This window comes from Sinobacterium caligoides (assembly GCF_003752585.1).
GTDB lineage: Bacteria > Pseudomonadota > Gammaproteobacteria > Pseudomonadales > Sinobacteriaceae > Sinobacterium > Sinobacterium caligoides.
The window spans coordinates 109,808-123,165 of record NZ_RKHR01000008.1; the positions used below are offsets into that span (position 1 = coordinate 109,808).

At 51.3% G+C, this 13,358-nt stretch carries 12 protein-coding genes; 6 read left to right on the plus strand and 6 right to left on the minus strand.

All coding sequences use genetic code 11. The features are described 5' to 3' along the window. The first annotated feature begins 18 nt into the window (after positions 1–18). From EDC56_RS17905 to EDC56_RS17920, 4 genes are all read left to right on the plus strand, one after another. Positions 19–831 (plus strand): phytanoyl-CoA dioxygenase family protein, encoded by an 813-nt coding sequence (locus tag EDC56_RS17905; protein WP_211333749.1) that lies wholly within the window; start codon positions 19–21, stop codon positions 829–831. Continuing rightward, entirely contained in the window at positions 828–1,130 is a 303-nt protein-coding gene (locus EDC56_RS17910; protein ID WP_123713966.1) for a Fis family transcriptional regulator, read from the plus strand. Before EDC56_RS17905 ends, EDC56_RS17910 begins: the two co-directional genes overlap by 4 nt. Before the next feature lie 170 nt (positions 1,131–1,300). Beyond that, a complete protein-coding gene (locus EDC56_RS17915) occupies positions 1,301–1,756 on the plus strand; it encodes a hypothetical protein (protein WP_123713967.1) in 456 nt (151 codons plus the stop codon). 344 nt (positions 1,757–2,100) lie between these two features. Then, the gene (locus tag EDC56_RS17920; RefSeq protein ID WP_123713968.1) at positions 2,101–3,228 is read left to right on the plus strand and encodes an acyltransferase family protein; all 1,128 of its coding nucleotides are present in this window, start codon (positions 2,101–2,103) and stop codon (positions 3,226–3,228) included. Positions 3,229–3,463: 235 nt separating this feature from the next. On the opposite strand, the gene EDC56_RS17925 is transcribed toward EDC56_RS17920, so the two are convergent. From EDC56_RS17925 to EDC56_RS17945, 5 genes are all read right to left on the minus strand, one after another. Beyond that, the gene (locus EDC56_RS17925; protein ID WP_211333750.1) at positions 3,464–4,414 is read right to left on the minus strand and encodes an aldo/keto reductase; all 951 of its coding nucleotides are present in this window, start codon (positions 4,412–4,414) and stop codon (positions 3,464–3,466) included. A gap of 407 nt (positions 4,415–4,821) precedes the next feature. Continuing rightward, a complete protein-coding gene (locus EDC56_RS17930) occupies positions 4,822–6,444 on the minus strand; it encodes an NAD(P)/FAD-dependent oxidoreductase (protein ID WP_123714019.1) in 1,623 nt (540 codons plus the stop codon). Positions 6,445–6,855: 411 nt separating this feature from the next. Next, positions 6,856–7,392, minus strand: coding sequence for a glycine zipper 2TM domain-containing protein (locus tag EDC56_RS17935; protein WP_123713969.1), 537 nt, complete (start codon positions 7,390–7,392; stop codon positions 6,856–6,858). A gap of 587 nt (positions 7,393–7,979) precedes the next feature. Next, the gene (locus EDC56_RS17940; RefSeq protein ID WP_281273378.1) at positions 7,980–9,188 is read right to left on the minus strand and encodes a BaiN/RdsA family NAD(P)/FAD-dependent oxidoreductase; all 1,209 of its coding nucleotides are present in this window, start codon (positions 9,186–9,188) and stop codon (positions 7,980–7,982) included. A gap of 184 nt (positions 9,189–9,372) precedes the next feature. Next, the gene (locus EDC56_RS17945) at positions 9,373–10,095 is read right to left on the minus strand and encodes an HAD family hydrolase (RefSeq protein ID WP_123713971.1); all 723 of its coding nucleotides are present in this window, start codon (positions 10,093–10,095) and stop codon (positions 9,373–9,375) included. Positions 10,096–10,356: 261 nt separating this feature from the next. On the opposite strand from EDC56_RS17945, the gene EDC56_RS17950 reads away from it, so the two are divergent. Both EDC56_RS17950 and EDC56_RS17955 read left to right on the plus strand, forming a co-directional pair. Continuing rightward, a complete protein-coding gene (locus EDC56_RS17950) occupies positions 10,357–10,746 on the plus strand; it encodes a BlaI/MecI/CopY family transcriptional regulator (protein ID WP_123713972.1) in 390 nt (129 codons plus the stop codon). Between the two features lie 194 nt (positions 10,747–10,940). After that, the gene (locus tag EDC56_RS17955; RefSeq protein WP_123713973.1) at positions 10,941–11,894 is read left to right on the plus strand and encodes an alpha/beta fold hydrolase; all 954 of its coding nucleotides are present in this window, start codon (positions 10,941–10,943) and stop codon (positions 11,892–11,894) included. Positions 11,895–12,425: 531 nt separating this feature from the next. Here EDC56_RS17955 and EDC56_RS17960 read toward each other — a convergent pair. Next, positions 12,426–13,355 (minus strand): DUF808 domain-containing protein, encoded by a 930-nt coding sequence (locus EDC56_RS17960; RefSeq protein ID WP_123713974.1) that lies wholly within the window; start codon positions 13,353–13,355, stop codon positions 12,426–12,428. Positions 13,356–13,358 lie beyond the last annotated feature (3 nt).

A 13,358-nucleotide genomic window follows, 5' to 3' on the forward strand; every position in this document is an offset into this window, starting at 1 on the left:
TCTGCAGCACGGAGAGTAATGAACAGGATGAATCAAGACTATGAAGAACACGGCTACTTCGTGCAGAGAAATTTTTTTAGCGAAGATGAACTGCGACCACTAAAACGGCTGCTGACAAATTTTCATCATGCATGGCAACAGCAGCACGCCAGCGACTATGCCGAACGGGCGGTCAACTCAGCCTATATTACCGGTCGCGAGCACCTAAACGAGCAGCAACGGCTGCAGTTATTTCATTTTATAGCCTCCACAAAACTAATGCGCATCGTCAACGATGTCCTTGCCGAAGGCGCCACCTTCATGAACAGCCAGCTGTTCTTTGACCCTGCCAACCCAGCACAAAAAAACTATTGGCACAGGGACCCGCAATACCATCTCTCCATCGACGAGCAAAAAACGGCACTGTCAGGCCCCGAAGTGGTTCACCTGCGCATCCCCCTCGTCGACGAACCCGGCATTGAGCTCATCCCCGGCAGCCACCGACGCTGGGACAGTAACGAGGAGCTCGCCGTTCGGCTACAACACGGCCAACGAAAGAACTATCAAGCACTCGATTCTGGCGTCACTGTCGAACTCGCCGCCGGCGACCTACTGGTCTTTTCCGCCAACATGATTCATCGCGGCCTATACGGCATGGATCGCCTGTCATTCGATATTCTATTCTGTGATCCGGAACCTGATCTACTCACCTTCATCGCCGATGATTGCCTACCCGAGCCAAACATACTTGAGCAGCTCGAAGACGCCAGTGCCTTCGAGAAAACGCTAGCGATCAAGGCAAAGCTCTCTCAACAGATCGACAACATTCACCTCGAGGTTAGCAAGTCATGAGGAAGCGCGACAAAAAAACTGAAAAGACTATTCGTGAAACACTCACTATAGTCTGTGAAATCGCACTGCAGCAATTTAGTGGCTTCAGCTGGCTCACCCACACCGTCAACTATCAAAATTTCCCCGACTCGCTGCAGGTCACCTGTGTTTATCAGGACCAAGAACAGCTAATAGAAGCCATAGAAAATGATGATGTAAACCAGTTTCGCTTGCTCATCAAACAACAATTATACGATGCGGGCATCAACCTCAACAACATCAAACGACAGATCAACTTTGACACCGAGGGTGACACCTAGTAACTGCGGCACTAGAACGAGACACTGAAAATAGAATGCAAAAATAAATAGAGCGCAGCGATTAAAGCGCAAGGTCATTACGAGCTTTACAGAAAATAATCTAGCGAATATATTTATAGCAATGAAGTCAGTATCAAGTTTATCTGGGCGGCATAAGCCAAGGGAAAACGATGATGATTAGCGACGACTGCCAGTGGAGCCAACAGGAAATTCTAAGTTTTTTAGCGGCAGCCAAAATCCCGCTTAGAGCTTCTTTTTGCAACACAAAAAATGAGCCGATGATATGCTCGTTATGGTTTAAGTCCGACGGGATAACACTGTGGGCTGCTAGTCATGAGAACTCCTACCTGATCAAACAGCTGAAACATAACCAGACAATTTCTTTTGAGGTTTCCACCAACGAGTACCCTTACAAAGGGGTTAGGGGTAAAGCAACGGTTGAGCTAGTGAAAAACAATGCCGACGCTATTTTGCACGAACTCATCGATAAGTACCTTGGCAACAGCAACAACCAACTTGCAACATGGCTATTGAGCCGAGCCAGCAATGAATACGCCATTAAGATAACGCCCAGCCATATCAACTCTTGGGACTTCTCCGATCGCATGCCCGATCAGCAACAATAATCTCTATCCCCTCACTCTCCCGCATCAATAACTACTAACTCCCTCATCAAGGAAATTAGTAGTTTTTATCGATACACACCAAGGTTATCTTATAAACTGTAATCACCTGCAGCCTGCAATACACTGAACGCTCGCAGACAAACGGTGTATATTGGATAATAGGACGACGGAACACTATAAGCCCACGCCAACTCAAATAACAAAGCCGACCCTATCGTTAAGGAAAACAATATGTCAGCCATCAAAAATATCTTTTCCCTGCATTGCTAGCTTTGCCGAGCATGACCGCTTAACAACATAGATCGCTTAGAACTCCCCTCAATAACAATACGAAAGACATCGCCATGCAGATAGAAAACACCCACACCGTCAATGGGGCCAATCCCGTCGACATCGACAACCTTCAGCGCCGTTACGATATTGACTGGATTAGAACCTTAGCCGTAGGACTGCTGATTATCTACCATATCACCGTCAGCTTCCTACCCTGGGCAAAGCAGTTTAATTTCATGCAAAACGATCAACCTTTGATGGAGCTCTGGACTTTTATGTCTTTAATTAACCTGTGGCGCATACCGATTATCTTCATGGTGGCAGGCATGGGGCTGTACTTCTCGATGCAGCGACGCAACTACCGTCAACTGATGCAAGAGAGAAGCAGGTTTATCCTGCTGCCGCTGGTTTTCGGCAGCCTATTTATCGTTCCACTGTTGCCTTTTATGCTGAGTAATTTTTATCAGCAGGCGTTTTCATATCGACCTGCCATGGGCCACCTGTGGTTTCTCGGCAATATCTACGCTTACGTATTACTGCTGCTGCCGTTATTTATTTATCTCAATAACCGCCCCGACAACCTGCTGTTTCGCGCATTCAACAAGCTTCTGCAGCACCCTGCAGGCCTCTACTTACTCGCCCTGCCGATGATGCTCGAAGCCTGGCTCATCAACCCGGAACTTTTCTTTATCTATTATAAAAACCTACATGGATTTTGGCTCGGCATTATCTGCTTCAGTCTCGGCTTCCTCTTTGTCTCGCTAAAGGGGACATTCTGGTCCGCAGTACAACGCAGCCGTCATTGCTCGCTCACCCTTGCCCTACTCTGTTTCTTTAACCGCCTCATCATCTTTCAGTTCGAAGCTGTACCTAATCCACTGCTGGCCTTTGAGTCACTGTGTTGGATGCTCGCCATCTTCGGCTATGCTTGCCGCCACTTAAATCGAACATCATCGACGCTCAGCTATTTTAGTCAGGCGGTTTTTCCCGTTTATATAATTCACATGCCGGTACAGTATGCCGTGTCATATTACCTACTACCGCTCAGCTTAAATCCGTGGTTAAAGTTAATGGTATTAATAACTGCCACCTTTATTATTTGCCTGAGCTGTTATGAATATATTATTAGGCGCACAGGCTGGCTAAGGCCGCTGTTCGGCATGAAACACCTCAATATAACCTCTAATTCGAGATCATAATACCCGAGGTATAATCGACGGTGGTGAGCCGGCTCATCGCGCCCCTGACTGGGCATCACCATCTCCACCTCATTGATAATGGGCTGTCCGAGTTACGCAGGCAACTCTTACGCCCTGCGCTCCCGAGGTATTGCTTCAATAAGAGAGAAAAACGCGTTCTCGAAGCGTCGAGAAAAATAAACTAGCTTTTTTCTCTTATGAATACCGCCAGCCGATCTATAGATCACATCATTTTTCAACCCCACACATCACTGAGACTATACGGGCTCTCAGCCCCAAACCAGCTACTTAGACTAAAATATCGCTGCACGATATTTATTGCCGCAATCTCACTATTATCTTGCTCTGTTAACTCAAGTAGCGCTGCCGCTAGGTTTTCTGCTAACCGAGTCGGTGAGGATGACTTAGGTATCACCGAGACACCGCGCTGTATTTGCCAGGCTAATAACACTTGCGCAGAACTAGCCCCTCTTCGTGCAGCAATTCGCTGTATTGTTGCATCCTCTAATATCATCCGTTCATCAGCCGAACGCAGTTCTGCAGACCGACCCGATGAGCCCAAGGGCGAGTAAGCCGTCATATGGATGCCCTGCTGCTGGCAGAAACCCAATAACTCTCGCTGCTGCAAATAAGGGTGGGACTCCACCTGATTAACCGATGGCACGACGCTAGCTACCGACATAATTTCTTTTAGATGGCTGATATTGAAGTTTGAAACACCGATATTCTTTACCAACCCCTCCTTTTGCAAGGCCTCCATAGCCAGCCAAGTCTCTTTTAATGCCAACTCATTGCGAGGTACAAAATCTTCTCGGCTTGCAGGAGATCGCACGCCGTGCCGAAACGCTATTGGCCAGTGAATCACATATAAATCCAGGTAATCTAGCTGTAGATCCGCCAATGTGGAAAGGCAGGCAGGTCGAACATGCTCTGCTTTTTGATTGTCATTCCACAGCTTAGAAGTAATCCACAGGTCCTGCCGTTCAACAGCCGAATGACTCAAGCTATGCTGCAATGCCTGCCCTACCTGGCATTCATTGCCATAGACTGCTGCACAGTCTATGTGACGATAACCACTACTAATTGCACTATCAACGACCTTTACCATCGTCGACAAGTCCGACTTCCAGGTCCCCAGGCCAATCATCGGCATCCTTGCCCCCGTATTTAGCACAGCATCTTTCATATCCATTCCCTGTCATAATTTGACTATATTTAATCTTTTCTTCGAGCTGAAGTTAACGTCGTAAATTACGCTGCCGATAGCGTGTCTCATCCGCATAAAAAAAATGATCATACTAGCGTGCAGAAAACCCTAACGAATACCCATCCCTGGTATCGACAGTAACTTTAAGCTATCGATCAATTGCTTAATTGGCTGACATGTTACAGCAGCGCTATAAATAGAAACATGACTATTGAAGCATAATATTCAAGAAGTAGTTTTAAAAATCGGGCTAGTCGAGCACTAAAATTAAATAACCAAGATGCCGTGTCACAAACGATCAAAAACAAAGGGCTCATCGCGTAACCAAACTGCTACACGCTTCACAGGCAACACACTGAGCTGAGTGTGTTGCACTACAGTTGCGATTATTGACTATCCTCTATCGCAATACCCAGCATACTCCTCGCGACGGCTTCCCCCACTTTCAAACCGTCGACGGCAGCCGACAAGATACCGCCGGCATAGCCTGCCCCCTCACCGGCTGGGAACAAGCCGCGGGTATTGATGCTCTGGTAACTCTCGTCGCGCTTGAGCCGGACCGGTGACGAGGTGCGCGTCTCAACGCCGGTGAGTATCGCATCGTAACGAGCATAACCCTTGATCTTCTTATCGAAGGCGGGAATCGCCTCACGTAATGCCTCAATCGCATACTCCGGCAGCGAGGGCTCAAGATCGGTCAACTTAATGCCCGGCTTATAGGACGGCTGTACCTCTCCAAACTCACGAGAGGGGGTGCCTGCAAGAAAATCACCCACCAGCTGCGCCGGTGCCGTGTAATCGCCCCCCCCTAGCTGATAGGCACGCTGTTCGAGCTCGCGCTGCAGATCTATGCCCGCCAGGACATCGCCCGAGGGGAAGTCCGACGGCTCGATACCCACGACGATCGCTGCATTCGCATTGCGTTCATTACGCGAGTACTGACTCATACCGTTGGTCACGACCTGCCCCTCTTCCGAGGTTGCCGCGACCACCGTGCCGCCGGGGCACATACAAAAGCTATAGACGGAGCGACCATTCTGACAGTGATGTACCAGCTTATAATCGGCGGCGCCGAGAATCTCGTTGCCAGCATTAGGACCAAAACGACAGTCGTCGATCATCGACTGTGGGTGTTCGACGCGGAAACCGATCGAGAACGGCTTGGCCTCGATATAGACGCCCTTGTCACGCAACATCGTAAAAGTATCGCGGGCACTGTGGCCGATGGCAAACACCACATGCTCGCTCTCCAGCCGGCTACCATCCTGTAGCACCACACCCTGCACCTGACCATCGTCGATCAATACCTCGTCGACGCGCTGACTAAAGCGCACCTCGCCCCCCAGTTCGGTAATTTTATGGCGCATGTTCTCCACCATCTTCACCAGCTTAAAGGTGCCGATATGGGGCTTGGAGACATAGAGGATCTCCTCCGGGGCGCCGAAATTAACAAACTCATGTAACACCTTACGGCCGTGGTGGTTGCTGTCCTTGATCTGGCTGTAGAGCTTGCCGTCGGAGAAGGTGCCTGCGCCGCCCTCGCCAAACTGTACATTCGATTCGCTATTGAGTTCACGCTTACGCCACAAGCCCCAGGTGTCTTTAGTGCGTTCGCGCACGGCCTTACCGCGCTCAAGGATGATCGGCGCCAAGCCCATCTGCGCCAGAATAAGCCCTACAAACATGCCGCAGGGACCGGTGCCGATGACAATCGGCCGCTTCGCGGGCACCTCGGTCGCGTGACCGACGAACTTATAGCTCATGTCCGGCGTGGCGCGGACGTTATTATCCTTGGCGAAACGCTCCAGCAACTGCTCGTTGCAGCGGGTGTCAACATCGAGCGTGTAAATCAGGGAGATATTGGTTTTCTTTCGGGCGTCGTAGCCGCGCTTAAAGACACTCACATTGAGTAGATCACCTTTGGCAATCTTCAACGTCTTCAGTACCTTAGACTCGATAGCCATCTCATCATGGTCGAGTGGCAGCTTAATTTGTGTTAACCGAATCATAATCTCTTCCCAGCTTCTCGCACCCCGTTTGGTATCAACATTCAAGGTACTGACAATAATCTCTGCACACACCAGACAGCACGCATCAAACGATGAAAATAGGGTTTAATCGAGGAGATACTGAGTGGCCGGCAGTTAATCGGAGGATTCTAGCATTTTCGGCGTCAGATACCCATACACGGTAACGACGAGCAATCGCTAGTGACAGAGAGAGGAATCGGGGAGAGCGAGGCACAGTTGATCATGGGCGGCGAATAGCCAGGGGAAAGCTCGCATCCACGCTTATTGGCTGCAAACAGGCCATCGGTAAACACTATAACGCCGAGCTTACATCAATAAGCTCGGCGCCATCAAAACCAACAGATCACAACAGGCTATAAAAGCAGTTGTGATTTAAAATCAATAAGTTGATTATTCTGCTAACACAACCTTACCGTTTTCAACGGGCAGGCGGCTCACCTGTGGCTTCTGCTTCATGCGGACAACGCCAGTCTCATCACCAATGGTATAAGAGACGTCGTAACCGACCGTTTCTTCATGCTCTTCGTTAACCGTTGTACACTGCTTTTTGTAGGTCGTGGTGGTGTCTTTGTCCTGCATGTTTTTCTGCGTCTTATTGCCCGCATAGCCACCGGCAATCGCACCGACAGCCGTCGCTGCATCCTTACCATGGCCACCGCCCACTTGGTGACCGATTAAACCACCGACGGCGGCACCGATGGCGGTACCGGCAATTTGATGAGTGTCTTTAACCGCTGCGTGCTCGGTGACAGCAACATCTTTACAGACTTCATGGGGGGTCTTCACGGTCTCGGTGACAGCTTCTACACCGGTCACTTCAGCAAACTTCGCTTTAGAAGCCTCGTCATTACAACCAGTTAAGCCAAGGCTAGCGCTTACAAGGATGATGCCGGTAAGGCAGAGTTTTTGGGGAGCTGAAATATTCATGGCATACCTACTGTATCAAATAATTTTCTCATCGATAAAATATGATCGATTTTTCTGTGCCGAAAACTACTTGCAGGCAGGCAGAACTGTCAATTTTTTTCAGTTTAAATCTGGTGAAAAATTGACCAGGAATAATAATTTCCTGCTTTTCAATAACCTATAGCGCAAGCTTTAATTCGTCGAATTAAGAAAAACAAACTTGTACATATCGCATTATTATTAACGAATTAGATGATAAAAAAAGCTGATAGTAATATATTTTCTGTCGATATTTTTATCAACATTTAATAGAAAACAATAGGTATTAACTTAAAAAAAGAGCGATAATCGCTTATTTAAATGTCATATTAATAGCAACAATCAACCGTCAAATAACAGCAAACAACGATAATATTTTTTTCATTTAAGTATTATCGACATTACTCAATCGACGGCGGAGCCATTAAACAAGCGTTTACAAACATAAAGTAAAACTTCTCTTTTGATCGAGGATGATTTTATGCTCGCAATTAATGAATGCTGTTCCGTTACAAAACTCAGCGAATAAAAACCATAGCGAGAAACCAGCAAGCCAGCCCTGCGATCGATTAAACGTACTGCCCTGCGGCGAAACCCGACGACCACGCCCACTGAAAATTAAAGCCGCCGAGATGACCCGAGACATCTAACACCTCACCAATGAAGTAGAGGCCCGGTTGCCCTTTAGCCTCAAAAGTCTTCGAGGAGATCTGATCGGTATCGACACCGCCCAGCGTCACCTCGGCGGTGCGATAACCTTCTGTCCCCGAAGGTTTCAAGACCCAACCGTTAATATGGTCACCGATCTGCTGCAACTGGCTATCGGTGGCTTCGGCAATGGCCGTCTCACTCTGTGCCGGCCAGAACAACTGCTGTAGCTCGACCACCAGCGCCTTCGCCAAATGCTGGCCCACGAGTGTCCGCACGAGGCTCTTCGGGCTGCGACTCTTCTGCGCCTTCAGCCATTCGCCCATATCCAGCGAGGGCAATAGATCCAGACAGATCTCGTCACCTGGCTGCCAGTAGTTGGAGAGCTGCAACACTGCCGGGCCACTGAGACCTCGGTGGGTAAAGAGAATCGCCTCGCTGAAGCTGTGACGACCACAGCTGAGAGTGCCATCCAGCGCCAGCCCTGAGAGACGCTCAGTGATCGCCTTAAAGCCATCACTAAAGGTAAAGGGCACCAGCCCTGCCCGCAGCGGCAACACGTTAATGGCAAACTGCCGAGCAATGTCGTGCCCGAAGCCCGTCGCCCCCATCGTCGGTATCGACAGGCTACCGGTGGCAATGACCAGCGACGCGCAGCGCAGCTCGCCCTGACTCGTCGATAGGCGATAGTATTCGCCCTCCTTACCCGGAGGCCTCACCTGCGTCGTTTTGCAATGTGTCGTCACTTTCACACCGGCCTGCTCGCACTCCTGCAACAGCATCGTCAAGATGTCTTTCGCCGAGTCATCACAGAACAACTGCCCGTGCTTGCGCTCGTGGTAGGCAATACCGTGCTCGAGCACCATGCCGATAAAGTCCCAGTTACTGTAGCGGGTCAGCGCCGACTTGACGAAGTGGGGGTTGGCACAGATATAGTGCTCCGGTGTCACCTCCATGTTGGTGAAGTTACAACGACCACCGCCGGACATCAGAATCTTCTTGCCCACCTTATTGCTGGCATCGATCACTAAAACGCTACGGCCACGTCGGCCAGCAGTCATGGCACACATCAGGCCAGAGGCACCGCCACCGATCACGATGACGTCGAAAAAAGGGCTGGATTGGGACAAAGTTGTTCTCGTAAGTGAGTGCAAGACCACATCGCCAGCCATGAGGGGGTTATCTCTCGAACGGCTGATGTGTTGTAGAGTGAATTTTAACAGATAGCGGCGTCGCGATGAAACAATCGTAACAGCAAACAGACCCTCGTCTTAGCTCAGCCGGCAATCTCGCCCGATAGGCTCACCTGGCAAACTACTGCTCGGCCAAGGCATCGACAAAGGCGATCAGCTCCGCTGGCGACGCCACCACATCGCTTGGCATCACACCGCTATCGTTGCCGGTACCGTGACTGACCCACAACGAGCGAATACCGCTGTCGTTGGCCCCCTGGATGTCCGCCGCCAACGAGTCGCCGATATGTATCGCCTCGTCAGCCGAGCAGTTGGCCAGACGCAGCGCCTTGGCGAAAATGCTCGGCGCCGGCTTCTGCTCCGGCTCCTGGCCTCCGATGATGATATGGTCGACATAGTCGCCGAGACTCACCGCCGCCACCTTGGCGAGCTGGGAGAACTCGGGGCCGTTGGTGATCACCACTAACGTGTAACGCTGACGCCACTCAATCAATTTCGCCTTGATACCCGGGAAAAAGTTGAAACACGCCTGGCGCGCCTCATCAAAACAACGCTGCAGCCCCTCTGCCTCTGCCTCCGCACAAGCCCCCCCCTGCTCGTCCAACAGGTCGCGGATCAAGCGCACGCGGAACGCCGCCTCATCCACCACCGGCAGATAACGGACGCTCTGCGCCGCGTCGAAGTCACGGTAGATGCCGCTGAGATAGCGCTGCGAGAAAAGTGCAGCGTCGAGCGAGACGAACTGATCACAAGCACGCTCGGCCATCGCCGCCAACGCCTGACGATTGGCTCCTGTGGTATCGCAAAGTGTCTCATCGAGGTCGAGTAACAGGGCTTTCAACATGTTTCATTGCCTATCATAGTGGGCGGCGCGGCCGTTATTGGCAGACAAATATACCACCTCACTGGTCAACCCGGAACCACGGTGCGAGGCTAGCGACGGACAAGCCTGCCAGCCAACAAGAACTGGCGATCTAACAACGGCTAAATCATTCTAGACACTAGACTTGGCTAACGAATCGTTTATTATTTAAACGCTTCTGTGGTCGATAGACGCCGTTATTCTAACAATAAAAATCACCCCGACCGTCAAACAGTGGGAGTTATGCAGTTACATCAACTACCGGATCTTTCTCGCGCCGAGCACGACATTTTTCAGGTGCTGTGGCAGCACGGTCAGCAGAGTATTCGCGAGGTGCACGATCAACTCGACAATGACTGGGCCTACTCCACCACCAAGACGGTGATGGATAGATTAACTAAAAAGGGGTTGCTGAGCCGAGATAACTTCCACGGCGTCTTCCTCTACCGCGCAATGATTGATCGCCCGACCGGCCTAGCCAAGCGAGTCCGTTACTTTGCCGAGCGCGTGCTCAAGCTCGACCACACCACCGTCATCGCGCTGTTGGCGCAGCGCGGCGAACTGTCTAGCGAAGAGATCAACAAGCTGCGTCGACTGATCGAGCTCGATATTCAACACGATAACGCGCAGTAGCGTTAGCCATGCATGACCATAGAGAGCACCGCCGACACGCCAAGGAGCCCCCCCTCGCCCACACTGGTGAGACCTGCTCCGTTAAATAACAACGGCATATGAACATCGGTGCTGGCTTTTAATCGTTGTGAAGGCTATAAATATTTTTTACACGCAACGCCATCCACCCACACTATCATCGACATGAGCGTATTATGAGCCAGCCCAGCATCGACACCCTGACACGTCCCAGCGGCGCTAGCATTGCCGTCCATCACTGGCCCAGCCAAGACCAGCCAATCGGCGTCATCCAGCTATTACACGGCATCGCCGAGCACTGCGGCCGCTACCAGCGTCTCGCCGAATTTTTAACCCTGCATGGCTGGCATGTCGTCGCCCATAACCATCGTGGCCACGGCCCCGAGGCGGAGCAGCTCGGGCACTGCCAACGCTTTACCGGCGAAGCCGACAGCTGGTCCTGCCTAGTCGATGACGCCATCGCCGTCTCCGAACACTGTCGACAACGCTTTGATGGGCTACCGCTACTGCTACTCGGCCACAGCATGGGCTCGTTCATGGCCCAACATTGTGTCATGCGCAAACAGGTGCAATCCTCGCAACCGGCGTTCTACGACGGCCTCATACTCTCGGGCTCTAACCTGCCAAAGCCCATGGAAGTTAAAGCGCTACAGGCCATCACTCGGCTCGAACAATGGCGGCTCAGCCCGGCCCAAAGCAGCAAGCTGATCGCTAAACTCTCCTTCGGTCACTTCAACAAGCAGGTCAACGGCCAGCGCACCGACTACGACTGGCTGAGCCGTGACCCGGAACAGGTCGACCGCTACCTCGACGACGAGCTCTGTGGTTTCGACTGCAGCATCGGCTTCTGGCAGAGCTTCTGTCGTGGCCTGCTCACCATTAACGCCCGAGGCATCGCCGCCGTCGACCAACGGTTAGCGCTCTATATTCTCTCCGGTAAGCAGGACCCCGTCGGCGGCATGGGCGTCGGTGTCAGTAAGTTAGCTACACTCTGGCGTCAGCACGGCAATCCCGTCGACGTTCAGCTCTACGCCAATGCCCGGCACGAGTTATTCAACGAGATCAATTACCGTGATGTGTATCGAGATTTACTCCGTTGGCTAACCGACGGACGAAAAAAAACCGCTTAATCTGGGGGGATTAAACGGTTTTAAAAGACCTTGGATGTGGAGGACACACACTGTGTGTACGCCTTCTATTATGCCAATCGGCCATCGAGATACTATTCGCAGTTATACTGAAGCTATTGCCACATATACCTATTCGCGAATATTCAACAATAAACACAGCACAAAAAAAAACCGTTCAGCCGGGGGAGACTGAACGGTTTTAAAAAGACCTTGGATGTGGAGGACACACTCTGTGTGTACGCCTGCTATTATGCCCTTTATCGACGGCGAAACTATTCGCAGTTATACCGAAAGAAGTGCTATTTATACTTATTTTTCAGTGTTAATAGCCCAGCGCTAGGCAAAAAAAAACCGTTCAGCCGGGGGCGACTGAACGGTTTTAAAAAGACCTTGGATGTGGAGGACACACTCTGTGTGTACGCCCACTATTATGCCCTTTATCTGTAATAAGAATATTCGCAGTTATACCAAAAAAGATTGATAATTATACTTATCTAACAAGCCTCAATACTAGCCATAACACCTAAACTGTTATTCAGCTCCGCCTTTTAATGCCTTGGCCGCCGTCACCGCCAACAATACGACGCCCCCACAAACCACGCCTAACAAACCGCTCAGTACAGGCGGCGCCACCACGGCGGCAACACCGCCAATAGTCGGCCACGATGCGACCCAGGCGACGCTATGTTCGAGCAGGGCATGCGAACCCGGAATACCGTGTAGGATGATACCGCCGCCGACCAAAAACATCGCGACAGTGCCGACAATCGTCAAGCCGCGCATGAGATATGGTGCCGAGGCAACCAAGAACGCGCCGCAACGTTGCTTCAACGAACCCAGCTGTGACACCTTCACCAAGTAAAAGCCCAAGTCATCGATCTTGACGATGGCCGCAACCAAACCGTAGACGCCGGCGGTGATCAGTAGCGCGATCGCCGACAATACACCTAATTGAGTCGGCAGTGACGCGGCCTGCACCACCCCCAAGGCAATCACAATAATCTCTGCCGAGAGCACAAAGTCCGTGCGAATCGCGCCGCTCACCCGCTGCTTCTCGAAAGCGGCGATGTCGACATCTTCCTTAACCAGCGCCTCAAGGCGTTGCTGGCTCCCCTCATTACTGTGATGGAACAGTTTCTCGAACACCTTTTCGAAACCTTCGAAGCACAGAAAGAGCCCGCCTAACATCAGCATCGGCGTAATCAACCAGGGAATAAACGCACTGATCAGCAGCGCCGCCGGCACCAGCAGCGCCTTATTCTTTAACGAACCCTTGGCCACCGCCCAGACCACCGGTAACTCACGGTCAGCCCGCACACCGGAGACCTGTTGCGCATTCAGCGCCAAGTCGTCGCCCAGCACCCCCGCGGTCTTGGTTGCGGCGACCTTGGTCATCACCGCGACGTCATCGAGTAGTGTTGCAATATCATCGAGCAGGGTTAACAGGCTTGCTCCCGCCATAGC